This window comes from Streptomyces sp. NBC_00028, from assembly GCF_045041065.1.
Taxonomy (GTDB): Bacteria; Actinomycetota; Actinomycetes; order Streptomycetales; family Streptomycetaceae; genus Streptomyces.
In genome coordinates this window covers 6,730,328-6,756,930 of sequence record NZ_CP108293.1, presented here as the reverse complement: position 1 = coordinate 6,756,930, position 26,603 = coordinate 6,730,328, and the positions used below count along the sequence as shown (strand labels likewise).

The 26,603-nt window shown below is 71.6% G+C and carries 26 protein-coding genes; 8 read left to right on the top strand and 18 right to left on the bottom strand.

Annotated features, from left to right (window positions below; all coding sequences use genetic code 11):
- Window positions 1–56: 56 nt before the first annotated feature.
- Together OG885_RS30350 and OG885_RS30345 are read left to right on the top strand one after the other, a co-directional pair.
- Window positions 57–1,379: an ammonium transporter gene (locus OG885_RS30350; protein ID WP_405737402.1), complete on the top strand. Its 1,323-nt coding sequence runs from the start codon at window positions 57–59 to the stop codon at window positions 1,377–1,379.
- A complete protein-coding gene (locus tag OG885_RS30345) occupies window positions 1,376–1,714 on the top strand; it encodes a P-II family nitrogen regulator (protein WP_059191692.1) in 339 nt (112 codons plus the stop codon). The genes OG885_RS30350 and OG885_RS30345 overlap by 4 nt, the downstream gene beginning before the upstream one ends.
- On the opposite strand, the gene OG885_RS30340 is transcribed toward OG885_RS30345, so the two are convergent.
- The 5 genes from OG885_RS30340 to OG885_RS30320 form a co-directional block, all read right to left on the bottom strand.
- Window positions 1,608–2,621, bottom strand: a complete 1,014-nt coding sequence (locus OG885_RS30340; RefSeq protein WP_405737400.1) for a WxL protein peptidoglycan domain-containing protein — start codon at window positions 2,619–2,621, stop codon at window positions 1,608–1,610. The genes OG885_RS30345 and OG885_RS30340 overlap by 107 nt on opposite strands.
- Window positions 2,622–2,677: 56 nt before the next feature.
- A complete protein-coding gene (locus OG885_RS30335; RefSeq protein WP_405737398.1) occupies window positions 2,678–3,994 on the bottom strand; it encodes a beta-xylosidase in 1,317 nt (438 codons plus the stop codon).
- A 149-nt stretch (window positions 3,995–4,143) separates the two neighbouring features.
- Complete coding sequence (locus tag OG885_RS30330) at window positions 4,144–4,620, bottom strand: hypothetical protein (RefSeq protein WP_405737396.1); 477 nt, start codon at window positions 4,618–4,620, stop codon at window positions 4,144–4,146.
- A 355-nt stretch (window positions 4,621–4,975) separates the two neighbouring features.
- The gene (locus OG885_RS30325; protein WP_405737394.1) at window positions 4,976–5,326 is read right to left on the bottom strand and encodes a cytidine deaminase; all 351 of its coding nucleotides are present in this window, start codon (window positions 5,324–5,326) and stop codon (window positions 4,976–4,978) included.
- 34 nt (window positions 5,327–5,360) lie between these two features.
- Window positions 5,361–6,179 carry a helix-turn-helix transcriptional regulator gene (locus OG885_RS30320; RefSeq protein ID WP_405742940.1) on the bottom strand — a complete coding sequence of 273 codons (819 nt, stop codon included), beginning with the start codon at window positions 6,177–6,179 and terminating at the stop codon, window positions 5,361–5,363.
- A gap of 148 nt (window positions 6,180–6,327) precedes the next feature.
- Between OG885_RS30320 and OG885_RS30315 the strand changes: the two genes are divergently transcribed.
- Window positions 6,328–7,788 carry an MFS transporter gene (locus OG885_RS30315; protein ID WP_405737392.1) on the top strand — a complete coding sequence of 487 codons (1,461 nt, stop codon included), beginning with the start codon at window positions 6,328–6,330 and terminating at the stop codon, window positions 7,786–7,788.
- On the opposite strand, the gene OG885_RS30310 is transcribed toward OG885_RS30315, so the two are convergent.
- From OG885_RS30310 to OG885_RS30295, 4 genes are read right to left on the bottom strand one after another with little or no spacing between them, the layout of a single operon-like run.
- Window positions 7,750–8,109 carry an MmcQ/YjbR family DNA-binding protein gene (locus OG885_RS30310; RefSeq protein ID WP_399956087.1) on the bottom strand — a complete coding sequence of 120 codons (360 nt, stop codon included), beginning with the start codon at window positions 8,107–8,109 and terminating at the stop codon, window positions 7,750–7,752. The genes OG885_RS30315 and OG885_RS30310 overlap by 39 nt on opposite strands.
- The gene (locus OG885_RS30305; protein ID WP_314201900.1) at window positions 8,106–9,395 is read right to left on the bottom strand and encodes a hemolysin family protein; all 1,290 of its coding nucleotides are present in this window, start codon (window positions 9,393–9,395) and stop codon (window positions 8,106–8,108) included. Before OG885_RS30305 ends, OG885_RS30310 begins: the two co-directional genes overlap by 4 nt.
- On the bottom strand, window positions 9,392–9,889 hold the full coding sequence (gene ybeY, locus OG885_RS30300) for an rRNA maturation RNase YbeY (RefSeq protein WP_405737389.1): 498 nt from the start codon (window positions 9,887–9,889) through the stop codon (window positions 9,392–9,394). The genes OG885_RS30305 and ybeY overlap by 4 nt, the downstream gene beginning before the upstream one ends.
- 13 nt (window positions 9,890–9,902) lie before the next feature.
- Window positions 9,903–10,961: a PhoH family protein gene (locus tag OG885_RS30295; protein WP_405737387.1), complete on the bottom strand. Its 1,059-nt coding sequence runs from the start codon at window positions 10,959–10,961 to the stop codon at window positions 9,903–9,905.
- A 245-nt stretch (window positions 10,962–11,206) separates the two neighbouring features.
- Here OG885_RS30295 and OG885_RS30290 point away from each other — a divergent pair, with 245 nt between their 5' ends.
- Window positions 11,207–11,926, top strand: a complete 720-nt coding sequence (locus OG885_RS30290; RefSeq protein ID WP_405737385.1) for an FAD binding domain-containing protein — start codon at window positions 11,207–11,209, stop codon at window positions 11,924–11,926.
- Between the two features lie 316 nt (window positions 11,927–12,242).
- On the opposite strand, the gene OG885_RS30285 is transcribed toward OG885_RS30290, so the two are convergent.
- The 3 genes from OG885_RS30285 to OG885_RS30275 form a co-directional block, all read right to left on the bottom strand.
- Entirely contained in the window at window positions 12,243–13,385 is a 1,143-nt protein-coding gene (locus OG885_RS30285) for a carbohydrate kinase family protein (protein WP_405737383.1), read from the bottom strand.
- A 102-nt stretch (window positions 13,386–13,487) separates the two neighbouring features.
- A complete protein-coding gene (locus OG885_RS30280) occupies window positions 13,488–14,777 on the bottom strand; it encodes a glucarate dehydratase family protein (RefSeq protein WP_405737381.1) in 1,290 nt (429 codons plus the stop codon).
- On the bottom strand, window positions 14,774–15,670 hold the full coding sequence (locus OG885_RS30275) for a 5-dehydro-4-deoxyglucarate dehydratase (RefSeq protein ID WP_405742938.1): 897 nt from the start codon (window positions 15,668–15,670) through the stop codon (window positions 14,774–14,776). The genes OG885_RS30280 and OG885_RS30275 overlap by 4 nt, the downstream gene beginning before the upstream one ends.
- 157 nt (window positions 15,671–15,827) lie before the next feature.
- On the opposite strand from OG885_RS30275, the gene OG885_RS30270 reads away from it, so the two are divergent.
- Complete coding sequence (locus tag OG885_RS30270) at window positions 15,828–16,613, top strand: IclR family transcriptional regulator (protein WP_405737379.1); 786 nt, start codon at window positions 15,828–15,830, stop codon at window positions 16,611–16,613.
- A 186-nt stretch (window positions 16,614–16,799) separates the two neighbouring features.
- Complete coding sequence (locus OG885_RS30265; protein ID WP_405737377.1) at window positions 16,800–17,990, top strand: MFS transporter; 1,191 nt, start codon at window positions 16,800–16,802, stop codon at window positions 17,988–17,990.
- Window positions 17,991–18,080: 90 nt separating this feature from the next.
- On the opposite strand, the gene OG885_RS30260 is transcribed toward OG885_RS30265, so the two are convergent.
- The 5 genes from OG885_RS30260 to OG885_RS30240 are packed head-to-tail and all read right to left on the bottom strand — an operon-like array spanning window position 18,081 to window position 24,146.
- Window positions 18,081–19,070 carry an adenosine deaminase gene (locus tag OG885_RS30260; protein ID WP_405737375.1) on the bottom strand — a complete coding sequence of 330 codons (990 nt, stop codon included), beginning with the start codon at window positions 19,068–19,070 and terminating at the stop codon, window positions 18,081–18,083.
- A gap of 20 nt (window positions 19,071–19,090) precedes the next feature.
- Window positions 19,091–19,996 (bottom strand): ribonuclease Z, encoded by a 906-nt coding sequence (locus tag OG885_RS30255; RefSeq protein ID WP_405737373.1) that lies wholly within the window; start codon window positions 19,994–19,996, stop codon window positions 19,091–19,093.
- Between the two features lie 6 nt (window positions 19,997–20,002).
- The gene (locus OG885_RS30250; protein ID WP_405737371.1) at window positions 20,003–20,356 is read right to left on the bottom strand and encodes a histidine triad nucleotide-binding protein; all 354 of its coding nucleotides are present in this window, start codon (window positions 20,354–20,356) and stop codon (window positions 20,003–20,005) included.
- 52 nt (window positions 20,357–20,408) lie between these two features.
- A complete protein-coding gene (locus OG885_RS30245; RefSeq protein WP_405737369.1) occupies window positions 20,409–23,606 on the bottom strand; it encodes a S41 family peptidase in 3,198 nt (1,065 codons plus the stop codon).
- Between the two features lie 15 nt (window positions 23,607–23,621).
- Window positions 23,622–24,146 carry a hypothetical protein gene (locus OG885_RS30240; protein WP_405737366.1) on the bottom strand — a complete coding sequence of 175 codons (525 nt, stop codon included), beginning with the start codon at window positions 24,144–24,146 and terminating at the stop codon, window positions 23,622–23,624.
- A 93-nt stretch (window positions 24,147–24,239) separates the two neighbouring features.
- On the opposite strand from OG885_RS30240, the gene OG885_RS30235 reads away from it, so the two are divergent.
- A complete protein-coding gene (locus OG885_RS30235) occupies window positions 24,240–25,826 on the top strand; it encodes a hypothetical protein (protein ID WP_405737363.1) in 1,587 nt (528 codons plus the stop codon).
- Window positions 25,827–25,835: 9 nt separating this feature from the next.
- Window positions 25,836–26,258: a hypothetical protein gene (locus OG885_RS30230; RefSeq protein WP_405737361.1), complete on the top strand. Its 423-nt coding sequence runs from the start codon at window positions 25,836–25,838 to the stop codon at window positions 26,256–26,258.
- Here OG885_RS30230 and OG885_RS30225 read toward each other — a convergent pair.
- Complete coding sequence (locus OG885_RS30225) at window positions 26,200–26,592, bottom strand: VOC family protein (RefSeq protein ID WP_405737358.1); 393 nt, start codon at window positions 26,590–26,592, stop codon at window positions 26,200–26,202. The two genes, OG885_RS30230 and OG885_RS30225, sit on opposite strands and share 59 nt — an antisense overlap.
- Between the last annotated feature and the right edge of the window lie 11 nt (window positions 26,593–26,603).

Below are 26,603 nucleotides of genomic sequence, written 5' to 3'. Positions count from 1 at the left end.
TCCGGAAACGCACGCCGGTGACCCTCTGACGAGCCCCCACCTCGTTGGAGACCACCGTGACCCTCTCCGCCACGCAGGCCGCAGCGCACATCGACACCGGCGACACCGCCTGGCTGCTCGCCGCCACCGCCCTCGTCCTGCTGATGACCCCGGGCCTGGCCCTGTTCTACGGCGGCATGGTCCGCACGAAGAGCGTCCTCAACATGCTGATGATGAGCTTCGTGTCGATCGCGCTGGTGACGGTGGTGTGGCTGGCGGCCGGCTACTCCCTGGCCTTCGGCGACGACGCCTTCCAAGGCCTCGTCGGGAACCTCGACCACGCCGGCATGGCGGGCCTCGGCCCCGACAGCGTCCAGGGCACGGTCCCCACCCTCCTCTTCGCCACCTTCCAGCTCACCTTCGCGATCATCACGGCGGCGCTGGTCAGCGGCGCGGTCGCGGACCGCGCGAAGTTCGGGGCATGGCTGGTCTTCGTCCCCGTCTGGGCGCTCCTCGTATACGTTCCCGTCGCCCACTGGGTCTGGGGCCCCGGCGGCTGGATCCTCGACAAGCTGGGCGCGCTGGACTTCGCGGGCGGTCTGCCGGTCGAGATCACCTCCGGCGCCTCGGGCCTCGCCCTGTGCCTGGTGCTCGGTCCGCGGCTCGGCTTCAAGAAGGACGCGATGCGTCCGCACAACCTCCCGATGGTCGTGCTGGGCGCCGGACTCCTCTGGTTCGGCTGGTTCGGCTTCAACGCGGGCTCGGCGCTCGGCGCGAACGGCCTCGCCGCGGCGGCCTTCCTCAACACCCTCGCGGCCGGCTGCACGGGCCTGCTCGGCTGGCTGTTCGTGGAGCAGAAGCGCGACGGCCACCCCACCACGCTGGGCGCCGCGTCCGGCGCGGTCGCGGGCCTGGTCGCGATCACCCCGTCCTGCGGCTCGGTCTCCCTCCTCGGCGCCCTCGTCGTCGGCCTCGCCGCGGGCGTGATCTGCTCCTACGCCGTGAGCTGGAAGTTCCGGTTCGACTACGACGACTCGCTCGACGTCGTGGGCGTCCACCTGGTCGGCGGCATCGTCGGCACCCTCCTCATCGGCGTCTTCGCGGTCGAGGAGATGACCGGCGGCACCGAGGGTCTGCTGTACGGCGGTGGCCTCAGCCAGCTCGGCAAGCAGCTGGTGGCCGTGGTCGCCGTAGGGGCGTACGCCTTCCTCGTGACGTACGGGATCGGCAAGCTGCTCGACCGTACGATCGGCTTCCGCGCGAGCGAGGAGCAGGAGCACACCGGCCTGGACCTTACGGTGCACGCCGAGACCGCATACGATCACGGCGTCCTGGGCCACGGCGCCCCGGTCAGCGCGTCCTCCGTCCACTCCGCCCAGAAGGCCAAGACCCAGGCATGAAGCTCATCACCGCGATCGTCAAGCCCTACCGCCTCGACGAGGTGAAGACCGCTCTCCAGGAGCTGGGCATCCACGGCCTGACCGTGAGCGAGGCCAGCGGCTACGGCCGTCAGCGCGGCCACACCGAGGTGTACCGCGGCGCCGAGTACCAGGTCGACCTGGTTCCGAAGGTCCGCATCGAGGTCGTGGTGGAGGACGCCGACTCCGACGCCGTCATCGACGCGATCGTCAAGGCCGCGCAGACGGGGAAGATCGGGGACGGAAAGGTCTGGGCCCTGCCGGTCGAGACGGTCGTACGCGTGCGGACGGGCGAACGCGGCCCCGACGCGCTCTGACCACGAGGACGACGCCCACCACCACCACGACCGCCAGCACCACCGCCATCAGCCACGGCAGCGCGAGGAACGAGGCGGCCGCGGACTCGCGGGTGTCCTTCGCGCTCGCCGTGAGCGTCACCTCGCCCCAGTCCAGCTGGGGCGCGCCCCGCCACGGCTCGGTCAGCCGGACGCTCTGCCCCGGCAGCAGCTCGGAGGGGATCCTCGTCAGGTCGCGGGCGAGGAGCGTACGGCCGAAAAGCCCCGTCGCGCGCAGCTCCACCTTCGGGTTCAGGGTGACGTTGCCGGTGTTGTGCAGGGTGTACGAGATCGTCGCGGCGCTGTCGCCCAGTCCCGGCACGAGCGGCTGGTGGTGGCCGACCCGGACATCCTCGACGGAGATCGCCGGCAGCGTCGGGCCGCCGACCCGGAGGTAGACGCGGGCGGCGACGGCCCGCTGGACGCCGAGCGCCACGGAGCCGTCGCCCCGGTCGATCCGCTCGTCCAGCGCCACGATCGCACCGGCGTGATCACCGGGTTCGGCACCCTGCGGCACCCGCATCGTGACGGGCACGGTGACCTTGCCGTGCGCGGGAACGGTGACCCGGGACCTCGCGGGCCTGGCCCACACCCCGACGCCCCGCATCTTCTCCCGCACCGTGCGCACGGCGAAGCCCCCGTCGCGGGCGGTGTTGTAGGCGTCGGCGGCGTACAGCCGGAAAGTCAGCGGCTTCCCCGTCTTGTTCGCGACGACGACCTTGTCGGTGATCGTCTGCCCGGGGTCGGCGGAGAGATAGAAGTACGGGCGTACGGCGACCTTCGACGAGAGCGGGTACACGGACCAGCTGCCGTTGTCGGCGGCGTGCGCGGACGGGGCGCAGAGGGCGAACAGGCACCCCAGGACAAGGGCGTAGAACGTACGGCGCATGGGTGCGGACCCCCACTTGAACGAGGCGACACGGGCGGGTGCGGACGCCCGTACGGTCAGCTGAGCGTGAGGGTGAGGACGCCGGAGTACGTGCCCGGAGGCGTGAACGCCGGTACGTTCAGGGAGAGTTTCGCGTCCACGGTGAACTCACCGCCGGTGAGCGTGCCGTTGGGAGCGGACGCGAGGGTCGCCCCGGCCGAGCCCACGGTGCCCGCGGAACCGGCCTGGCAGGTGCTGGGGCTGCCCGCCTTGGTGGTGCAGGCGGGGGTCCAGCTGAGCGCCCCGGCATCGATCTTGGCGCCGGGACCGGTGAAGTCGGTGACCTTGCCGGTCAGAGACCAGCCCGCGACACCGCCGCGGAAGTCCTTGACCCTCACGGTGTTCAGGTCGCCGCCCGAGGCGCCGCCCTTGCCGTAGTCGACCGCGCCCAGGGAGACGGTGTCCCCGGCCTGGGTCATGGACAGGGTGCCCGCCTTCACCGTGGTGCTGATCTTCTGGGCGTTGTCGGGGACGGGGGTGTTGTCGATGACGGTGTAGGCGGCGGGCCCGGCACCGGAGGCATCGGTCCAGCTCGCGCCCTCGTACGCGACGACGCCGGTGGTGGTCTTGTCGTTGACGGTCAGCGACCCGCTGAAGGCGCCGTTCCCGTCCGCCGTCACGGTCGCGGTGTCCGCGGTCTGGCTGGAACCGGAGCGTCCGGCGAGGGTGACGGTCGCGCCCGGGGTGAAGTTGCTGCCGCTGACGGTGACGCTGTCACCGGGGTTCCCGGAGGCCGAACCCAGCGTGATGGCACGGGTGTTGGGCTGGGTGGCCGGACTCGCCGTGACGGTCTCGGAGACCGGGGCGGGCCCGTTGGTGACGGTGCAGGGAGTGTCCAGCTCCAGGATGTAGCTGGTGTGGATGTTGTAGTCGCCGGGCGAGAGCGTGATGGCCCCGGCGGTGGTGACGGTGAAGGTGCCGGTCATGCTGAACGACGGGAACGGGGCGTTGCCCGCGACCGGATCGTTCTTCTTCGGCCCGACGACGGTCACGTCACCGGTCTGCGCCCCGCCGAGGGTGACCTTCCCGGACGGCGTCATGATGTCGGCCGGCAGGCTGATCGCGGTGGGGTTGCTGGCCGCGGGCTTGACCACGGTGTAGGTCACGGTGACGGTGTCGCCGACCTTCGGGGCGGCGTTGTCGACCGTGATCAGCGCGGTCGTGGTGCCGTCGATGGGCGGGATGCCGGCGACGGCGGGCGGGATGCAGTGGGTCGCGAAGTCGACGTTGCTCGCGGCGGCGGCCGGACCGGCCAGGCCGCTCGACGCGGCGACCGCCAGCGCGCCCGCTCCGAGCAGTGCGGCCCAGCGGCGTCTTCGTGATGTCGGATCCATGGGGAGTGCCCCCTCTCTGTGACTCGTTGGGGGCATTGATGTGGGGATCGCGTGAGAAGTCAATGGAGATTGAGCCGTGAACTGATGGACCGTCAGCTCCTGTACTGCACACAGGAACTGACGGCCCGTCAGTAGCGTTTGCCCGATTCTCAGTCGAACACGAACGGCCCGGGCGACTGCGCCGCGGTCGCCGTGCAGGTGATGGTGATCCCGAAGACCGTCATCGTGAGCGAGCCGCCGTAGGCCTCAAGGCTGTCGCCGGAGGCCACGACACCGGGGAGCGGGCCGACCTGCACGGGGTCGCCGGCGGCCATCGCCGGGTTCTCGGTGGCGGTGAAGGACCTGGTGCCGCCGGCGGCGTTCACCAGAGTGAGGGTCGAGGTGATCGAGTCCTCGGACAGGCCGATGGGTGCGGTGATGGCCGAGGAGTTGACGGTCATGGTCGCGGCGGTGCCGTCCTGCGTGGCGGTGATGGTGGCTTCACCACTGCCGAAGCTGCCGCAGTCGGCGTTGATGGTCGCGCTGCCGGGACTGACGGCGAGGGCCGCGGGCGCGAACACCAGCCCGGCGACCGCGAACGCCCCGGTCACCAGTGCCGCACCTGTCGCTGTTCGTTTGCCTCTCATGGGGTTCCGACTCCCTTCCCGTATCGGGAAACTGCCATGTGGGGATGGACGGGAGAAGCCCGAACGGTCCGCTCGCGAGGCGTGGTGCGGGACGCGTCGCGTGGGGGGTGACGGTGAAAACCTGACGGACCGTCGGAACTACCGGTTCCATTGATGCGCGAGAGACTGAACACGGCAAGGTTCAATTCCAGCCGCATCCTCCAGCCCGTCCGCACCTCTGAAGCGCCGGCCCGCATCCGTCAGCCCGTCCGGCGTTTGAGGACGAGGCCCCTTCAGGGCCGAAGCGGGGGTCTGGGGGCGGCAGCCCCCAGTGATGGGACGGGTAGGGGCGGCGGGGGCGAGAAGAAACCCGGCCTCAGCCCGCCGTCACCGTCCCCCGGACCACCCCGTCCGGCCCCGCCAGCAGCACCGGCGTCGACGCCCCGCCAAGATCCCGTACCGCGGCCCGGTCCGCGACCGATACCGTCTCCGCCGCCGTCACGACCGCCGCCGCCTCCAGCGACTTCGCCCCGGACGCCACCGCCATCGCCACCGCCGTCTGCAACGCGCTGAGCTGGAGCGAGTCCAGGGCAACGGTGCCCGCCACATACGTACGGCCGGTGTCGTCCCGTACCGCCGCCCCCTCGGGCACCCCGTTACGCGCCCGCGCGGAACGGGCCAGGGTCACGATCTTGCGGTCCTCGGGATCAAGCGCGCTGTCGGTCATGAGCCGAGGATACGTACCCGTATCCCGCCGGACCTCACCCGGCCACGGGGTACATCGCGCCCCGCCGCCCCTCCGGCGACGCCAGCCACTCCAGCTTCCGCGCCGTCACCTCGTCCATCGGCGTGTGCAGCACGACCGACAGATCCGGCCGTACCGGCATCTTCAGCACGCTCGACTCGACCTGAAGCAGCCCCACCACCGGATGATCCAGCTCCTTGCGGATCTGCCCGGCGTCCTCGATGTCCCGCTCGTTCCAGAGCGCGACGAACTCCTCGCTCGCCTCCGACACCTCCGCCAGCACCTGCCGGAACCCCTCGTCGTCGGGGCGCGCGGCCGAGGCCGCCCGGAACTGGGCCACCACCGTGCGCGCGTTCTGCTCCCAGCTCTTGGAGCGGGAGCGGTACATCGGGTCGGTGAAGAAGTCGACGAGACAGTTCTGCGTGATGTCGGGCCGCATCCCGAGGACCATCGCGGCGGCGTCGTTGTAGAGCACGCAGTTGTAGTAGAGGTCCATGATGTGCGCCGGATACGGCATCCACGCGTCGATCATCCGCCGCAGCCCGTCGCACATGTCCCGCCGGTCCGGCTCCACCTCGGGCACGGGCGGGTTGAGCCCGGCGAGGACGTACAGATGCCGTCGCTCGGCGCCGCTCAGCCTCAGTACGCGTGCCACGGAGTCCACGACCTGCGGCGAGACCGAGATGTCCCGGCCCTGCTCCAGCCACTGGTACCAGGACGCGCCCACCCCGGCCAGCACCGCGACCTCCTCGCGCCGCAGTCCCGGCGTCCGGCGCCGCGCGCCGCCGTCCGGAAGTCCGGCCTCGGCCGGCGTGACCCGGGCCCGCCGGCTCATCAGGAACTCCCGCAGCTCCTGCCGCCGCTGGACAGCCTCCGCCACCACGAACTCGTCCCCCTCGTACCGCCGCCGTTGCCTGGTGGTGCCACCACCAGGACAACTTCCGTCTCCCCACGGCTATTCCGCCGCCGCGAGGCTCTTACCCATGGCGATCGACACCGCATCCTCAACCACCACCGACACCGGGACCCGCACCGGGACCGCCCCCGCGGCACGGCTCTCGCACCGCGACAAGCTCGTTCTCTTCGTCCTGTGCGCGGCCCAGTTCATGGTCGCCCTCGACTTCTCCGTCCTGAACGTCGCCCTCCCCGTGCTCGGCGCGGACCTCGGCATGAGCCAGTCCGCGCTCCAGTGGGCGGTCACCGCGTTCGCGCTGCCCTCCGGCGGCTTCCTGCTCCTCTTCGGCCGGATCGGCGACCTGTACGGCCGCCGCAAGCTGTTCCTCAGCGGCCTCGCCCTGTTCGGCGCGGCCTCCCTGCTGGCGACGTTCGCCTGGGACCCGGCGTCGTTCCTCGCCGGACGCGCACTGCAAGGTGTGGGCGCGGCGGCCATCGTGCCCACCGGCATGTCCCTGCTCACCACGACCTTCCCCGAGGGCCCGGCCCGTGACCGCGCGCTCGGCATCTCGGGCACGCTGCTGTCCCTCGGCTACACCGTCGGCATGGTGGCGGGCGGCGTGCTCACCGACGCCTTCGGCTGGCGCTCCACGATGGGCCTGCTGACCCTGTTCGCGCTGCTCGTCCTGCCGCTCGCCCCCGGCCTGCTGCCGGAGTCCCGCACCCCGGACCGCCCCCGCCTGGACATCCCCGGCGCGGTCACCGTCACCGGCGGTCTGCTCTCGCTGATCTACGCCCTGTCGACGGCCGCCGACCACGGCTTCGCCCGCACCGACGTCCTCGTCACCCTGGTCGCCGGTCTCGTCCTGCTCACGGCGTTCGTCCTCGTCGAGTCCCGCGCCGCGGCCCCGCTGGTCTCCCTGCCGATGCTGCGCCGCCGCACGGTGGCGTGGGGCAACCTGGGCGGTCTGGTCACCTTCTCGATGATGTCGACGATCGTCTTCGTGCTGACCCTGTACCTCCAGGAGGTCCTGCACCTGTCGGCCTTCGAGACGGGCCTCGTCTTCGGTGTGCAGGGTGTGCTGTCGGTGGTGGCGGGCGTGTACACCCCGCGGGTCATCGGCCTGCTCGGCGGCGCCCGCCGCACGCTGGTCGTCTCCCTCACCGGCCAGGGCGTCCTGGTCGCCGCGCTGCTGGGCCTCGGGGCGGGCAACGCCTCGGTCTGGCTGGCCGTCGCGGCGGTCTCGCTGGCCAGCATGTTCCACCTCGGCGCGATCATCTCGTACGGCCTGACCGTCACCTCGGGCGTGCCGGACGAGGAGCAGGGCCTGGCGACCGGTCTGGTCACCTCGACCCAGCAGGTCGGCATCACGATCGGCATCCCGCTGCTGGGCGTCCTGGCGACGACCGCCGGTGACCTGCTGTCCGGGGTCCGTACGGTCGTCGCGATCGACGCGGCGGTCGTCCTGGTCACCGCCGCGCTGGTCGCCGTAGGCCTGCGAACCCGCCCTTCAGGGGCGGTCGAGGCGGAGGCGCTCGGCGCGCGGTAGGCCGGCCACGACCAGGTCGTACGAGTCCTCCACGAGCTCCCGGACCAGCCGGTCCGGGAGCTCGCCGTCGACCGTGACGGTGTTCCAGTGGCGCTTGTTCATGTGGTAGCCGGGGATGATCAGGCCCTCGTACTCGCCCCGGAGCCGGACCGCGTCCTCCGGGTCGCACTTGAGGTTCACCGTCAGCGGGCGGTTGTCCAGCCAGGACAGCGCGAACATCTTGCCCAGCACCTTGAAGACCGAGATCTCCGGCGAGAAGGGGAAGTCCTCAACGGCCGCGTTGAAGGAGAGACAGAGCGTGCGCAGCTCCTGCGGGGTCACTCGTCCTCCTTGGGGACCTCTACGGGCTCCACCAGCACGGTCACGATCTTGTTCCGCCGTCCGGCCGCGGCCTCCGCGGTCAGCCGCAGCGCACGCTCGTCGGGCAGGTCCACGACGGCCGAGGCGCCGGCGATCGGGACGCGGCCGAGGGCTTTCGCGAGCAGTCCGCCGACCGTCTCCACGTCCTCGTCGTCGTACTCGTCCAGGCCGTACAGCTCGCCCAGGTCGGTGATGTCGAGGCGGGCGGTGACCCGGAAGCGGTCGTCGCCCAGCTCCTTCACCGGCGGCAGTTCACGGTCGTACTCGTCGGTGATCTCGCCGACGATCTCCTCGAGGATGTCCTCGATGGTGACGATGCCGGCCGTGCCGCCGTACTCGTCGATGACGACGGCGACGTGGTTGCGGTCCCGCTGCATCTCGCGCAGCAGGTCACCGGCGTTCTTGGTGTCGGGCACGAACGCGGCGGGCCGCATGGCCGTGGAGACCAGTTCGCTCTCCGCGTCCCGGCTGATGTGCGTCTTGCGGACCAGGTCCTTCAGGTACACGATCCCGACGATGTCGTCCTCGCTCTCCCCGGTCACGGGTATGCGCGAGAACCCGGAGCGCAGGGCGAGGGTGAGGGCCTGACGGATCGTCTTGTAGCGCTCGATGACGACGAGGTCGGTGCGCGGCACCATGACCTCGCGCACGAGGGTGTCGCCGAGTTCGAAGACGGAGTGCACCATACGGCGCTCGTCGTCCTCGATGAGCGACTCCTTCTCGGCGAGGTCGACCAGCGCGCGCAGCTCCGCCTCGGAGGCGAAGGGGCCGCGCCGGAAGCCCTTGCCGGGGGTGAGCGCGTTGCCGATGAGGATGAGCAGGTTGGGGATCGGGCCCATGATCCGGGCGAGCGGCAGCAGGACGTAGGCCGCCGCCGTCGCGGTGTTCAGCGGGTGCTGGCGGCCGATGGTGCGCGGGGAGACCCCGACGGCGACGTACGACACCAGCACCATGACGCCGATCGCGACGAGCAGGGCCTGGGTGGTGCCGTCGAACTCCTGGAGGCAGGCGTAGGTGACCATCGCCGCCGCGGCCATCTCGCAGGCGACGCGGACCAGCAGCGCCACGTTGAGATAGCGGGTCGGGTCGGCGGCGATCTGCGCGAGTTTGGCGCTGCCGCGCCGGCCGACGCGGACGGCCTCCTCGGCGCGGAAGCTGGAGACGCGTGCGAGGCCCGCCTCCGCGCAGGCGGCGAGCCACGCGACGACGACCAGGGCGATCGCGCCGGAGACGAGGGGAAGACTCATGAGACGGTCGGAGCCGGCGACGGACCGGTGTGGCCCTTCTCCGCACGCCACCCGTCCACGATGGCGGCCTGGAGACCGAACATCTCGGCCTTCTCGTCCGGCTCCTCGTGGTCGTAGCCGAGCAGGTGCAGCACGCCATGGACGGTCAGGAGCTGGAGCTCCTCGTCCATGGAGTGCTGCGTCGGCGCGTCCTCGCCCTGCTTCTTGGCCACCTCGGGACAGAGCACGATGTCACCGAGCAGCCCCTGCGGGGGCTCCTCGTCGTCCTTGCTGGGCGGCCTGAGCTCGTCCATGGGGAACGACATGACATCGGTCGGCCCGGGCAGGTCCATCCACTGGATGTGGAGCTGCTCCATGGCGTCGGCGTCCACGACGATCACCGAGAGCTCGGAGAGCGGGTGGATGCGCATCCGCGCGAGTGCGTAGCGGGCGATGTCGAGGATCGCCTGCTCGTCGACATCGGTTCCGGACTCGTTGTTGACGTCGATCGACATGGTGCTGGTCTGTCTACTTCCGCTTGGTGCGGCCGCCCTTGTGGGTGCCGTTCTCGGTGCCGTGCGAGCTGTCGTACTTCTCGTACGCGTCGACGATACGGCCGACCAGCTTGTGCCGTACGACGTCCTGCGACGACAGGCGGGAGAAGTGGACGTCGTCGAGGCCCTCCAGGATGTCCTGGACCTGACGCAGACCCGACTTGGTGCCGTTGGGCAGGTCGACCTGGGTCACGTCACCCGTGATCACGATCTTCGAGTCGAAGCCGAGGCGGGTGAGGAACATCTTCATCTGCTCGGGCGAGGTGTTCTGGGCCTCGTCGAGGATGATGAAGGCGTCGTTGAGCGTACGGCCGCGCATGTACGCCAGGGGCGCCACCTCGATCGTGCCCGCGGCCATCAGCCTCGGGATGGAGTCGGGGTCGAGCATGTCGTGCAACGCGTCGTAGAGCGGGCGCAGGTAGGGGTCGATCTTCTCGTAGAGCGTGCCCGGCAGGAACCCGAGCCGCTCCCCCGCCTCGACCGCGGGGCGGGTCAGGATGATGCGGTTGACCTGCTTGGACTGCAGGGCCTGCACCGCCTTGGCCATGGCGAGATAGGTCTTGCCGGTGCCGGCGGGGCCGATGCCGAACACGATCGTGTGCTTGTCGATCGCGTCGACGTACCGCTTCTGGTTCAGGGTCTTGGGCCGGATCGTGCGGCCACGCGAGGAGAGGATGTTCTGGGTGAGGACCTCGGCCGGGGTCTCCTGGCCGTCCCCCTCGCCGTTCTGGCTGGCTCTGAGCATCGCGATCGAGCGTTCCACTGCGTCCTCCGTCATCGGCTGTCCGGTGCGGAGCACCAGCATCATCTCGTCGAACAGGCGCTGGATGAGGGCGACTTCAGCGGCATCGCCGACCGCGCTGATCTCATTGCCCCGGACATGGATGTCGGCCGCCGGGAAGGCCTTCTCGATCACGCGCAGCAGGGAGTCGCCGGACCCCAGCACGGTCACCATGGGGTGCTGGGCGGGGACGGTGAACTGTGCTCTCGCCTGTCCCTGCGCGGGTGTGCGATCTGTGGGTGTCTGAGTCATGGGCCGGCTCTGTAGGCCTTGCTCGTCCTCCTCGATACGACTCGCCCGCCACATGGGCGGCCTGGCGATTTCCAGGGTACGCCGGGGCACTGACAACACCGAAGGCCTTTTCCGCTCACCGCGGCCGAGGGGGAGAGCGCCCCGAGTGCCGCGGTGAGCCCTGCATACGCCCCCGGCGTGCGTGGGGAGAATGCGCGCCGACGGCGCGTTCCCGTCGTCGTGAGTCCGGGGAAAGCAGGTCGGCCGTGCTCTTGCGTCTGCCCACGTCCGTGTCCGAGGCACAGCAGTGCCTGTCCGAGGGAGCGATACCCGTCGGCGGTGCCACCCTCCAGTGGGCCGTCTGGCAACGGGACGGCTTCCCGGAGCAGGCGATGAGCCTGCGTGAGGTGCCCGAGGCCAATGTCCTGGAAGCCGAGGCACTGGGGGCGGCGGTGCTCCTGCACCGGATCGACGACCGGGTGCCGGAGGTGCTGCGCCGGGCGGCGGCCGGGATCGGCACCGGTGCGGTGCGCCGGAGCGCGACGGTCGGCGGGAACATCGTCGGCAGCACCCTGCGCTGTCTGCTGCCCGCTGCCGTCGTCCTGGACGCGCGTGCGGTGGTGCTGGACACGGAGGGCCCCGTCGAGACGGACCTCGCCGAGCTCACGGCGAAGCGTCCGCTGCTGCTGAGCCTGCGCTGGCGCACCCCGGTGGCGAGCGCCTACCGCAAGCTGTCGGAGGCCCCCGGCGGTCCGCCGCCGTTGGTCGTGGCGACCGCCGTCCACGCCCCGGCGGGCGCCCGCCCCGTGCTGCGGATCGCCGTCCGCGACGGCTACGACGTACTCACGGAGACCGCGACCTGCGACACCGGCCCCGAGTCGGTGCTCGACGCCCTGGCCGACACGGCGATCGGCGCGCTGCCGGCCGAGGCCCGCGAGGCGGTCCGGGACCAGGTGACGAACCTGCTGGCCCGCACGCCCACGTGAAGCACCGCGGCCGCCTGTATCCGCCAGGTGGCCCGGGAACAGGTGACGAACCTGCTGGCCCACACGCCCGCGTGAAGCACCGCGGCCGCCTGTATCCGGCAGGTGGCCCGGCAACAGGTGACCGACCTGCTGGCCCGCACGCCCGCGTGAAGCACCGCGGCCGCCTGTATCCGCCAGGTGGCCCGGCAACAGGTGACCGACCTGCTGGCCAGCCCGCCCACACGAAACCCCACGGGCCACCCAAACCCGCCAAGCGGCCCAGCAACAGGCGACCGACCTACCGGCCAACCCGCCCACACGAAACCCCGCGGGTCGCCTATGCCGACCGGCGGAACCCGATGGTCGGTACCGCCCGCCGCAGGGGCCACGGGCGGGCCTGTTCCGCCGGTACCAGGTCCGCCAGGAAGCCGTACCGCTCCAGCGCCGCGGGGTCCTGGCCTGGCACCGACCGGACCTTGCGCCACCAGGCGCCGATCTCCGACCAGCCGGGCGCCGAGAGGGAGCCGCCGAACTCCTGGACGGAGAGCGCGGCCGTGAGCCCGGCGAAGGCCAGCCGGTCGGCGAGCGGCCAGCCCGCGAGGGTGCCGGTGACGAACCCGGCGACGAAGACATCACCGGCGCCGGTGGGGTCGAGAGCCTCCACGGCGATGGCGGGCACCTCCGCGGACTCCCCGGTCCGCCGGTCCACCGCGTAGGCGCCCTCCGCGCCCAGGGTGACGACCGCGAGCGGCACATGGTCCAGGAGGGCGTGGGCGGCCTCGCGCGGGCAGGAGGTGCGGGTGTACCGCATGGCCTCCTCCGCGTTCGGCAGGAAGGCCTCGCAGTGTTCGAGGTCGGCGAGGCCCGCGAGGTCCCATGCCCCGGTGTCGTCCCAGCCGACGTCGGCGAAGACGCGGGTGCCCTCGCCGGCGGCCTGCGCGATCCAGGGGGCGCGCTTGCCGGGCACCAGGGAGGCCACCGCGGCACGCGCGCGTGGGGGGCAGTCGGGGGCGGTCTCCTCCGGGGGCGGCTCGTGGCCGTGGGAGACCATCGTCCGCTCGCCCTCGTACGCCATGGAGACGGTGACCGGGGAGTGCCAGCCGGGGACGGTGCGTGACGGCGAGAGATCGATGCTCTCGCCCTGGGCCAGGGCGTCCCAGCAGTACTCGCCGTAGTGGTCGGAGCCGAAGGCGGCGGCGAGGGAGGTCCTGAGTCCCAGCCGGGCGAGCGCGGTGGCCATGTTGGCGACACCGCCGGGGCTCGACCCCATCCCGCGCGCCCAGGACTCGGTCCCGCGTACGGGTGCGGAGTCGAGGCCGGTGAAGATGATGTCGAGGAAGACGGTGCCGGTGAGATAGACGTCCCAAGGGGGGTCGTCGGGGGTGCGCAGCGCGGCGAGCGGGTCGACCTGGGCCTGACACGGCCCGGCCGCTCCGAGGTGCGACGGTCCCTTTCCGACGGATGCGCTGGACGCGATCACGGGGCGCTCCCTGCGAGTGGTACGGATTCAGCCAGTCTGCACCACACCACTGACAACAGTGTTGTCCACCGGACGCGTCCACGTGTCTGAGCCCATCCGGTACTACCAGCGCGGCACGTCCGGCGTCACCCACCCCGGCTCCGCGACCCGCATCGCCGCCGCGTCGTCCCGCTCCCGCAGCCCCCCGTCGTCATCGAGCCACCGCTGGTGCAGCACCCGTACCTTCTTTCGGTCGACCTCGACTCCCAGCCCCGGCGCGTCCGACACCGCGACCTTCCCGCCCTCGAACACCAGCCGTTCCCGCAGCACGTCCTCCGACTGCCACGGATAGTGCGAGTCACAGGCGTGGTGAAGGTCGGGCACGGTGGACGCCACGTGCGTCATCGCGGCCAGCGAGATCCCCAGGTGCGTGTTGGAGTGCATCGACACCCCCACCCCGAACGTCCGGCAGATGGCGGCGAGTTGCTGTGTGTTCCGCAGTCCGCCCCAGTAGTGGTGATCGGAGAGCACCACCTGCACCGCCCCCTTCCGGAACGCCTCCTCGATCTCCGCGAACGTCGTCACGCACATGTTGGTGGCGAGCGGCACCCCGGCCCGCGCGGCCACCTCGGCCATGGCCGCCGTACCGAGCGCGGGGTCCTCCAGGTACTCCAGTACGTCCCCGAGCTGCTGCGCCACTTTCAGCGAAGTCGCCACGGACCAGGCCCCGTTGGGGTCGAGCCGCAGCGGATGCCCGGGAAACGCCTCGGCGAGCGCCCGCACCGCGGCGATCTCCTCGTCCGGCGGAAACACCCCGCCCTTGAGCTTGAACGACGTGAACCCGTACCGCTCCTTGAACAGCCGGGCCTGCGTCACCACCCCGGCCGGATCGACGGCGGCACCCCAGTCGTCCTTCTCCGCGGCGACCCCCGCCGGATGGTCGGCCCACTTGTAGAACAGGTACGCGCTGTACTCGACGGCGTCCCTCACCTTGCCGCCGAGCAGCGCGTGCACGGGCAGCCCGAGCGCCTTGCCGAGGGCGTCGAGACAGGCGACCTCGAACCCGGAGACGACGGACAGCCGCAGCTTGTCGGCGGTCTGCACCCCGCGCAGCCCGCCCACGTCGACCTGCCCGGAGACCCGCGCCTCGTCCACGGCCACCTCGTCGGCGACGGTGAACAGACCGTTCAGATCGGACACCTGACGCCCGGTCAGCTTCCGCGCGAACGGCCGTGCCAACTCCAGGTACTTGGTGTCGCCGTACGTCTCCCCGAACCCGACGACCCCGTCCGCGGTCTCCACCTCGACGATCAGCCGGGGGGTGTACGGCTGGTGCACTCCCTGGGTGTTGAGCAGCGGCGGGTCGGCGACGAGGATCGGAGTCAGCCGTACGTCGGTGATCGTGAGGTTCACAGAGCGGCTCCTACGAGGTCGAGTCCGGTGGCGAGCAGGTTCCTGAGGTCGGCGAGGTCGCTGTCCGACGGGTCGGTGAGCGGGGCGCGGACCGGTCCGACGGGTCGTCCGCGCAGCCGCGCCGCGGCTTTGACGAGCGACACGGCGTATCCGGGGACGCGGTCGCGGAGTTCGACGAGCGGCACGTAGAACGCGCGCAGCAGCAGGTCGACGGACTTGCCGTCGCCGTCCCGCAGCGCGCGGAAGAAGGCGTCGGCGATCTCCGGGGCGAAGGCGTGGACGGCGGAGGAGTACGCGGGGACGCCGACCGTGGCGTAGGCGCGGGCCTGGATCTCCGCGGTCGCGGCCCCGTTGAAGAAGAGGAAGCCCTCGGGCGCGGCGAGGGTGAGGCGCTGGAGCCGGTCGAGGTCGCTGTGCCCGTCCTTGAGACCGATGACGCCGGGGATGTCCGCGACACGCCTCAACGCGTCGGCCGTGAAGGTGACTTGGTCGCGCTGGTAGGCGATGAGCGGCAGCGGCGTTCGGGCGGCGATCTCCGCCAGTTGCCGGACGAGCCCGTCCTGCGGGGCGGCGACGAGGTAGTGCGGGAGCACGAGCAGGGCGTCGGCGCCCGCCTCCTCGGCGATCCGCGCGAACCGCACGGCCTGCGCCCAGCCGTAGCCCACCCCGGCGACGACCGGCACCCGGCCCGCCGCCTCCTCGACGGCGACGGTCACGACCGTGCGGTACTCGTCCTCGTCCAGCGAGAAGAACTCGCCGGTGCCGCAGGCGGGGAAGAGGGCGCCGGGAGCGGCGGCCAACTGCCCGGCCAGATAGGCCCGGTAGGCGTGCGGATCGAGGCTGCCGTCCGCCGCGAAGCTGGTCAGCGGGAAGGACAGCACCCCGGCCGCCATCCCGTCCCGCAGCCGCTGGACGACGCCCGCACCCCGGTCGGTGTCGATCCCCACGCGCCCATCTCCCCATGTAGATGTCATCCACGTATGGAGATGAAGGTTAGACAGGCGAACGACAGGCGTCAATGGCGCCGTCCCGCAGGATTACGATCGGCACATGTCAGAGACAGGGGGCGTCCGCGAGGTGAAGTCGGCCGCGCGCACGGTCGAGCTGCTGGAAGTGCTGGCCGCGCGCGGGGACCGCCCGGCACGGCTGCAAGAGCTGGCGGACGAGCTCCAGGTCCCCCGCAGCTCCATGTACGCCCTCCTCCAGACCCTGATCTCGCGCGGCTGGGTCCGCACCGACATCACCGGCTCCCTCTACGGCATCGGCATCCACGCGCTCCTGACCGGCACCAGCTACCTCGACACCGACCCGCGCGTCCGGGTCGTACGGCCGTATCTCGACGAGGCGTCCCAGGCGCTGGGGGAGACGATCCACATGGGTCGGCTCGACGGCCGGGACGTGGCGTATCTGGCGACCCGCGAGTCGCACGAATACCTGCGCACCATCAGCCGCGTCGGCCGCCGCCTGCCCGCCCACGCGGGCGCCCTGGGCAAGGCCCTGCTGGCCGAGCGCGACGACGCGGAACTGCCCGAGGTCCCCTACGAGGCGCTCACGCCCCACACCCGTACGACCCGCGAGGCGTTGGCGGCGGACCTGGCCGGGACGCGGGCCCGCGGCTACTCCATCGACCGCGAGGAGGGCGTCCTCGGCATCGTCGGCTTCGGCTTCGCCCTGCGCTACGACTCCCCCGCCCAGGACGCCGTCAGCTGTTCGGTGCCGGTGGCCCGCCTGACGCCGGCGCACGAGGAGCGGATCGTCGTGGTGATGCAGGAGGTCAGGGCCAAGATCGAGGCGACGGTACCGGCGGCGAGCGGCGCGACGGTCCACTGGCGCTGAGCCACGGAAACCGGCACGGTTACCCGCTCTCCCCCACCCCAAACACAACGTGCCCCACATCACACCCCCCACTCTTCTTCTCGAACCGCGTGCTTGATACAAATTGCCCGCGCGTTCCTGTCCGTCGACGGTCGTCGCCCAACCCCCTTTCCTGAACCGCTCCTTCCGCATGCCCTGGGAACGCCCGTGTCCGCCCCTCGCTCCACCACGCCCTGGCCCCTCGTCGCCCTTTTCACGGCCGGGTACCTCGCCCCGTACCTCCTCCCGACCACCGTCGGCAGGCTCGACTCGGGACTTCCCCTCTCCGCCACCCAGGCGGGCGCCGTCGGCAGTGCGCTGCTGCTGAGTTCGGCCGCGGCGGGCTTCCTGCTCGCCTCCCGCGTCGACCGCGTCGGCCCTCGCCTCCTGGCCCGGATCGGCCTCGTGCTCGCCGTCCTCGGCTACGGCGGCGCCGCCCTCACCCACACCGTCCCCGCCGTCATCGCGGGCGTCCTGGCCGGCGGCTTCGGCTCCGGTACGGCGACCGCGGTGGCCGCCACCGGGATCGCCGCCCAGCCCGACCCGCACCGCACCACCACATTCGGTCTGCTGGGCGTCTCCGCGCTCGCCGGCGCCGTCTATCTGACGGTCCCGCACCTCGGTCCGGGCCACGGCCAGCCCCTGGCGGCGATCGCCCTCACCGCACTGGCGGTCTGGCCCCTGACCGCGCGCCTCCCCGCGTCCACGGCCCCCCGCCGCACCCGGCACCAGCCCAAGAGCCCCCTCCCGCACCTGCGCGCCGGACTGCTCCTCGCCCTCACCCTCCCGTGCTGGTCCCTCGCCCAGAACTCCCTCTGGGGCGTCAGCGGCCGCATCGGCCTCGACCAGGCCCACCTCACCGAGGCCACCGTCGGCGCGGTCTTCGCGATCGCCCTCGGCGCCGGACTGCTCGGCGTCATCGGCGCGGGCGCCCTCGGCCCCCGCCTCGGCAGGGCCCTCCCCATCGGCGCCGGCACGGCCCTCATCGCCGCCTGCATCGCCCTGAGCGCCTCCGCGACCGACCTCACCACGTTCGCGACCGGCGAGATCGCCTGGAACACGCTCTACCCGATCGTCCTGTCGTACGTCATAGGCCTCGCCGCCTCCCTCGACCCCCGAGGCCGCTGGGCGGTCCTGGTCGGCTCGGCGTCGTCCCTGGGCACGGCGGCGGGCCCGTTGGCAGGAAGCCTCCTGTCGGCACAGGCGGGCTTCGCGGCGATGGGCGTGGTTCTGGCAGCGGGCCTGCTCCTGATCGCCGTACCGATGACAGCGGTGGCAATGGGCAAGGGAAGGCGCTCCCTGCCGGTGGTGGAGATCCCGGTGGAAGCGCCAACGTACGACAAGGCAACGGCTGCGTAGAGGCTTTTGTCTTTTAGGGGCGCGGGGCTGTATCGATTTGCGGCTCCGCCGCGTGGGCGCGACCAGCCCCCACCGAACCCGCAGCCGAACTCAAAACCGATACGCCTCAACCTCCGCGAGATACCGAGCCCGCCGCTCCTCGTCATGCTCCAGAAAACTCGCCACGAACGAGTTCCGAGCAAGCTCCCGCAACCGCTCCTCCCCCAACCCCAACGCGGAGCGCACCGCATCGAAGTTGTCCCCGGCGTACCCCCCGAAGTAGGCGGGGTCGTCAGAGTTCACCGTGCACAACAACCCCGCGTCCAACATCGCCGGCAACGGATGATCCGCGAGCACATCAACCGTCCGCAGCCGCTCATTGGACAACGGGCACAAGGTCAACGGCACCCGCTCCCGCACGAGCCGCTCCACCAGCTCCGGATCCTCCATGCACCGCAGCCCATGGTCGATCCGCTCCACCCCGAGCACGTCCAGCGCCTCGGTGATGTACTCCGGCGGCCCCTCCTCCCCCGCATGGGCGACCCGCCGCAACCCCAGCGCGGCAGCGGCCTCGTACACCTCGCGGAACTTCACCGGCGGATGCCCGACCTCGGCGGAGTCGAGCCCGACGCCGACGATCCGGTCGAGGTACGGCTTGGCGGCCTCCAGCGTCTCCAGGGCCGATTCGGCGGACTCGTCCCGCAGGAAGCACATGATCAGCTGCGTGGAGACACCGTGCCGCGCCTCGCTCTCACCGAGCGCCCGCCACAGCCCGTCCACGACCGTGCCCATGCCCACACCGCGCGCGAGGTGCGCCTGCGGATCGAAGAAGATCTCCGCGTGCCGCACGCCCTGCGCGGCGGCGCGGGCGAGATAGGCGTTCGCCAGGTCCTCGAAGTCGCGCTCGGTGCGGAGCACGGCCATGAGCTCGTAGTACAGGTTCAGGAAGGACTGGAGGTCGTCGAAGTCGTACGCCTTGCGCAGCTCTTCGGTGTCCGCGTACGGCAGCTCGACGCCGTTGCGTGCGGCCAGCTCAAACGCCAGCTCGGGCTCCAGCGTGCCTTCGATGTGCAGGTGCAGTTCAGCTTTGGGGAGGGGCATCAAAGAATCGTACGACCGCTTTACCGCCGTTTCGGAACCGGCACCCGCAGCAGGTCGTGCGCCACCGTCAGCTCCCCCTCGAACCCGGCCGCCCGCGCCTGCCGTTCGAACTCGTCGGGGTCGGTGTAGCGCTGGCTGAAGTGGGTGAGCACGAGATGCCGTACGCCGGCGTCCCGGGCGACGGTCGCGGCCTGCCCGGCGGTGAGGTGGCCGTGTTCGACCGCGAGGTGCGTGTCCTCGTCGAGGAACGTGGACTCGATGACGAGCATGTCGCAGCCGTCGGCGAGGGCGTGGACGCCGTCGCACAGCCGGGTGTCCATGACGAACGCGAACCGCTGCCCGCGCCGGACCTCGCTGACCTCCGCCAGCGTCACACCGCCCACCGCGCCCTCGCGCTGGATGCGCCCGACGTCCGGACCCTTGATGCCGTGCGCGGCGAGGCGGTCGGGCAGCATACGGCGGCCGTCGGGTTCGACGAGGCGGTAGCCGTACGACTCGACGGGGTGGGAGAGCTTGCGGGCCTCCAGCGCATAGGAAGAAGCCACGGCCAGCACGCCGTCCTCACTCACCGGTGCCTCGGTGATGCCGACGGTCTCCCGGTACGCCGTCGCGTACCGCAGCCGGTCGAAGAAGCGCTGCCCTGACTTCGGGTAGTGGGCGGTGATCTCGTGCGGGACGCGGTCGAGGTTGATGCGCTGGATGACGCCCGCGAGACCGAGGGAGTGGTCGCCGTGGAAGTGGGTGACGCAGATCCGGTTCAGGTCGTGCGCGGCGACGCCGGCGCGCAGCATCTGGCGCTGGGTGCCCTCACCGGGGTCGAAGAGGATGCCCTCGCCGTCCCAGCGCAGCAGGTAGCCGTTGTGGTTGCGGTGCCGGGTCGGGACCTGGCTGGCGGTGCCGAGGACCACCAATTCACGTACGGACACGGTGACTTACCCGGGGGGCCATTCGAGGCCGCGGCCACCGAGGACGTGCGCGTGCGCGTGCCAGACGGTCTGGCCCGCGCCGGCGCCCGTGTTGAAGACGATGCGGTAGCTCTCCAGCTTCTCCTCGTCGGCGACGGTCTGCGCCTCGCGCAGCACGTCGGCGGCGATGACGGGCTCCGCGGCGGCGAGGGCGGCGGCGTCCCTGTAGTGCACCTTCGGGATGACCAGGACATGCGTCGGCGCCTGGGGGTTGATGTCCCGGAAGGCGACGGTGGTGTCCGACTCGCGGACGATGGTCGCCGGGATGTGGCCCTCGACGATCTTGCAGAACAGGCAGTCCGCCTGCGGCTCCCCTGGCATGTTCGTCCTCTCGCCCTTTCGCCCGATGTCTCGGGGCATCGTATCGAGCAGGTCAGGGAAGCGACGGAGGCACCTTCGCCGGAGTCCCCTCCAGCGCCTCCAGCGCCAGCCTGATCGCCTCGTCCAGTTGCGGGTCGCGGCCGGCCGCGTGGTCCTGCGGGCGCTGGAGGACCTCCACGTCCGGGTCCACGCCGTGGTTCTCCACGCCCCACTCGTAACCCTCCAGCCAGAACGCGTACTTGGGCTGGGTGACGAGCGTGTCGTCGACGAGGTGGTAGCGGCTGTCGATGCCGATCACCCCGCCCCAGGTGCGCGTGCCGACGACCGGGCCGATGCCGAGGGCCTTGATGGCCGCGTTGACGATGTCGCCGTCGGAGCCGGAGAACTCGTTGGCGACGGCCACCACCGGGCCGCGCGGGGCGTCCTGCGGATAGCTGTAGGCGCGCATGCCGCGGGGGCGGGCCCAGCCGACGATCCGGCGGGCCAGTTTCTCCACCACCAGCTGGGAGGTGTGGCCGCCGCGGTTCTCGCGGACGTCGACGACCAGGCCCTCGCGGGCCACCTCGACGCGCAGGTCGCGGTGGATCTGGGCCCAGCCGGGGGCCTGCATGTCGGGGACGTGGAGGTAGCCGAGGCGGCCGGCGGAGCGCTCGTGGACGTAGGCCCGGCGGTCGCTCACCCAGGCGTGGTAGCGCAGCGGCTCCTCGTCGGCGACCGGGACGACGACCGCGTGCCGTACGTCTCCGCCGCCCGACGGCGAGATCGTCAGCTCGATCGGCTTGCCCGCCGTGCCGACGAGCAGCGGCCCCGGGCCCGTCACCGGGTCGACCGGCCGTCCGGCGACCGCGACGATCGCGTCCCCGGCGCGGACCGCGACGCCGGGGGCGGCGAGCGGGGAACGGGCGTCGGGGTCGGAGGTCTCCGAGGGCAGGATGCGGTCGATACGCCAACTGCCGTCCTCATGGCGGGAGATGTCGGCACCGAGCAGACCTTGCCGGGCGCCGTTGCCGTGGCCGCCGCGCGGGACGACGTAGGCGTGCGAGGTGCCCAACTCGCCCTGGACCTCCCACAGGAGGTCGACGAGGTCGTCGTGGGTGGCGACGCGGTCGAGGACGGGGCGGTAGCGGTCCAGGACGCCGTCCCAGTCGGCGCCGCCGAGGTCGGGGAGCCAGAAGTGGTCGCGCAGGAGGCGGCCCGTCTCGTCGTACATCTGCCGCCACTCGGCCGCCGGGTCGATCGTCTGGCGGACGCGGGTGAGGTCGACGGTGATGTTGGAGTCGCTGTCGTCGTCGTTCGAGGCGCGGCGGTCGCTCGGTACGACCTTGATCCGGCCGTCGGTCCACAGCAGGACCCGTTTGCCGTCGCCGCTGACGGCGAAGTGGTCGGCGTCGGCGGCCAGATGCTCGATGCGCTGCTGGACGAGGTCGAAGCGCTCCAGCTCGGTCTTGGGGTCCGGGGCGTCGGGCGTGGCCCGGGAGGCGCCCAGCACCCCGCGCACCGGGTGGCGCAGCCACAGGACACCGTCCTTGGCGGTGCGCAGGTCGGAATAGCGGGCGGCCTCCACCGGGAACGGCACGATCCGGTCGGCGAGCCCGTCGAGGTCGATGCGGGTGGCGGGAGTGCCCTCGCTGTCGGGGGTCTCGTCCTTGTCGGGCGCGTCGAAGGGGCGGCCGTGGCGCTGCGGGCCGAAGGGCGAGGGGGTGGTCGCGGCGAGGGTGATGAGGTGCGGGCGGGCGCCCTCCACGAAGGCCAGGTCGAAGACATGCTCGTCATAGACCGGGTCGAAGGAGCGGGTGGAGAGGAACGCCAGGTGCTTGCCGTCGAGGGTGAACGCGGGGGCGTAGTCCTGGAAGCGGAGCGGGGTCGCCTCGGTGACCGACAGGTCGGTGGTGTTGGCGAGGCGGAGCTGGCACAGCGGGCGCGGGCCGGGGTGGGACCAGGCGAGCCAGGCGGAGTCGGGCGAGAAGACCAGCCCGGAGGCGTCGCCGTCCTCGCTGCGGTCGACCTCGCGGACCTCGCCGGTCTCGCGCTCGACGAGGAGGACGCGCCCGTCGTGCGAGGCGACGGCGGCCCGGCTGCCGTCGGGCGCCATCGTCAGGTCGAGGACCCGGCCGAGCTGTCCGGCGGCGAGCCGGCGCGGGGTGGCGCCGGGGGCGAGGCCGGTGGCGGGCGCGAACTCCAGGGCGTCGTCGCCCTCGGCGTCCGTCACCCACACCACCCACTCCTCGCCGTCGGCCCGGAAGGCCTGCGGCAGCCGGGACCGCACGCCGGGCTGCGCGGCCAGCGCGCGGGCGGGACCGGAGCGGTGGGTGACCCAGTGCACGGCACCGCGCACACAGACGGCACTGCCGCGCGCGGTGTGGTCGGGGGAGGCCGACTCGACCCAGCGGGAGGCGTTCAGGGTGTACGGCTGGAGGTCGGCCCGCGACCCGCCGAGCCGGATGTCCAGCCGGCGCGGCTCCGCCCCGTCCAGGTCGTCGAGGACCCACAGCTCACCGGCCGAGGCGTAGACGACCCGGGTGCCGTCCCCGGCCGCGTGCCGGGCGTAGAACCCGTCGACCGGCGTGTGCCGGCGCAGATCGCTTCCGTCGGCGAGGGAGGAGTAGAGCGCACCCACACCCTCGTGATCGGAGAGAAACGCGATCCGCTCCCCCGCCCACACCGGGAACTCGATGTTCCCGTCGAGCTCCTCATGCAGCCGTACGAACTCCCCGTCGCCTCCGTCATCGATCCACAGCTTGCCCGCGGTACCGCCCCGGTACCGCTTCCACCAGGCCGCCTCCCGCCCCATGGGCGCGGACAGCAGCACGGTGGACGGCCCTTGGGCGACGGCGCCGACCGGGCCGTACGGCAGGACGGTGGACGGCCCGCCGTCGAGCGGGACGGCGTGCGCCCAGGAGCGGCGCAGGCTCGCCTGGCCGTGGGTGGTGAGGGCGAGGACCTGCCCGTCCGGGGTCCAGCCACGCACCTGGGTACGCCAACTCCCCCAGTGGGTGAGCCGTTTCGCCGGGCCGCCGTCGACCGGCGCGATGTGCACCTCGGGTGCCCCGTTGCGCGTCGAGGTCCAGGCGACGGTCGTGCCGTCGGGTGAGACACGGGGCGTGGAGACCGGCACGTTGTCGGTGCTGACCCGCCAGGCCCGGCCGCCGTCGAGGGGCGCGATCCACACGTCGTCCTCAGCGGTGAAGACCACCAAGTCGCCGGTCAGGTGCGGGTATCGGAGATACGCGGGCGTCACGGGCTGGGTCACCCGATCACCCTAAGGTCATTTGCCCTGCACCGGGCGGCAGTCCGGGTACTTGTCGCACCACACGGTCTCCGTGACGGTCACGGTGACCGTGGCACCGGGCTGGCCGTTGCCGTGCGTGGGCTCCGGGGTGGCGTTGCAGTTGCCCAGCCCGTTCACCTGGAACCACTGCTTCCCGTCGATCTTCGCGGTCAACTCCCCCCGCACACACTGCCCGTTGACGACCCGGGTGATCTTCCCGTCGGCCTTGATGTCCTTGCCGCTGTCGGTCTCCCCGGTGCAGTGCACCTCGGCGACGGCGTTCTCCGTCGCGGTCGGGGTAGGACGGTTCCCGTAGGAGGCCTGGCAGGTGAGCCACTGCACCTTGGCGTGCTGCCGCTCCAGCTCCTTGGTGACGGTCTGATCGGTGGTGTACGCCACCGACGCGGAACTCAGCCCCGCGGGATCACAGGCAACGGCCCCTCCGACGGTCACGACGACAAGCGCGGCCACCGCGCCGACACGCCGGCCCCGGTGCCGCCAAATCCTCCTCAATACCCCCATGGAGGGCAGCTTCCCACTGTCCCGCCCGCCGCGGTAGAGCACATACGGACACTCACCCACAATCGAGTGACACACGATCACTGGAGGCCCCCTTTGCCCACCTCGCCGCCCCAACCCCCGGACGACTCCACACAGGGCGCGGACGCCGGGACCGACCCGGCGACACCGCCCGCGCCGCCGCGCAGGCGCCGGGTGCGGATGCTGGTGGACGTGGTCGATCAGGCGGACGAAGTGGCCTATGTGACACGCCTGTTCGAGGAGCGGGGATGGACCGTGCGTCCGGCGACGTCCGACACGGTGGCGAATCGTGTGACGCTGGTGGTGGAGGTACGGCTGCACGGGGCTCGCTTCGGGGCGCTGCGCACGGCCACGGCGGCGGTGGAACGGCTGGTCAAACAGGCCGAGTTGGGGGCCTGGGTGCGGGATGCGGCGCTGGTGGAGCACGCACGTGAGCCGATGACGACGTACAACGTGCACCGCGTGCAGCCGAGTTGGCGAACACTGGTGACGTGGCTGGGGCTGGCGGACGAACAGCGGGCGGTGACCGTGCCGGCGGGGCCCCACTCCGAGGACGAGGCGCGCGACCAGCTGACCGCACGCGCGCTGGGCGGCCGCGCGTTCGACCCGTCGGTGCACAGACTGCGGGTACCGGGGCATTCCGACGCGAGTCCGCCGCTCGACGAGTCGGCGCACGATCGGCGGGTGCGGAGGTCGGATGTCATTGCGGGGGCCATCGGGCTCGTGCTGGCGTACGTCTGCGGGACGTACGTGGTGTGGGCGGACGGCTGGTGGCGACTGCTGCCTGCCCTGCTGAGCACGGCGGGTGCGCTGCCGCTGGGCCGGGCCGCGCGGGAGACCCGGGACAAGAAGTGGCCGGTGCAGTGGGCCGTGGGGGTCGCGGGAACCACGGCAACGGCGGGATTCGGGGCGCTGGTGGGGCAGGACGTCACCCCCGGGGGTCTTTGGGCGGGGCTGCTGCTCGTGGCGATCGCCGCGTTCACCGGCTTCGGCGCGGTGCTCGCCCTGCGCCGCACCTTCTTCGTCCGGCACGCCGCCTGGCTGGTGCCGCTGTCGGTACCGGTGCTGTGGTCACTGGTGGGGTGGCTGGGCGGGCAGATGCACGACGACTACCTGGACCGCTTCGACATCCAGGGGGGTGCCGTGCCGACACCGAGCCTTGGCAGATACCTCGTGGCGGCCGAACCCATGGCGCTGGCACTGGGCAGCGGGCTGTTCTTCCTGGCGGTCGTCGGCTGGGGACGCCACTTCCACTTCGGCCGGGACAGCGGCAACCGGTTCTTCGCCGTGGTCCTCGCGACCCTGCTGACGCTGGTGTACGCCCTGACTGCGATCGGTCTGGGCACGAAGGATGCCGCGACCGCGGCGGGCCGGGCGGCCGAGAGTGCCGCCCGGCACGGCTCCGAACCCTCGTACTTCGGTATCCACGGCCACTTCATGTGTCTGCACCCGCTGGACCCCGGCAAACCCCTGGCCGTCGACAACGGCCCCGCCCCAACCGACCACCCGGTGCTGTCCTTCGGCACCACCGGCGACTGGATCTGGCTCTGGGACCCTCGTCGCAACGACGGCGAGGCCCAGGAATCCTTCGCCGTCCGCCGCGAGGACGTGCAACTGATCCCGGCAGAAAACCCGGAGACCGACCACTGCCCGCCCACCTAACCTGACGCCATGCGCAAAGACCGCCGGCTCCGTCGGCTCGTCGTCGACGAGCTGACGACGTATCTGTGGAACTTCCGCCAGAAAAAGGGCGTCGACGGCGTCTGGCGGGACATCGTCACGCTGCACCGGGGCGGCCGGCGTACCCGGTTCGTGTTCCGGGCGGGCGGCGCGGGTTCGGGCCGGTATGTCTCCGAGGGGGACATCTGGTTCCAGGGCTGGGCGATGGACGGCCAGGGCGCGGGCATCAACCTGCGTGAGCCGGCCGTCGTACGCGCCCTGCTGGACGAGGCGAACCGGCGTGGTCTGCTGCCGTCCGGCGACGGTGAGTTGGACGGCTGGGAGTTCTTCCACGCCGTCGCCGAGGCCGTCGACCTCAGGCGCGCAGCAGCAGCCACTCCTGGAGTTCCACCAGGTTCCCCTCCGGGTCCTTGAGGTGGGCGACCCGCATCCGGTCGGTCATGGGCGCGGGGCCGTGCAGCAGGACGGCGCCCCGCCCGGTGATCTGCTCGCAGTAGGAGTCCAGGTTGTCGACGCGCAGCACCACGAGCGACCGGTGTCCGCTCGCCTCGTCGCCCAACTCGCCCAGGATCCCGGCCATCATCGCCCGGTCCTGGAGGGCGATGCCGGCCGCCCCGGTGGAGGGGCTGAACTTCTCGTACGGTCCCTCGGTCGCCCCCGACTGCGGCTTCAGGCCGAGGACTTCGGCGTAGAAGCGGTAACAGGCGGCGAAGTCGGTGACGAGGAGCCGTACTTGGGCGAGTTCCACGGTGTTTCCCC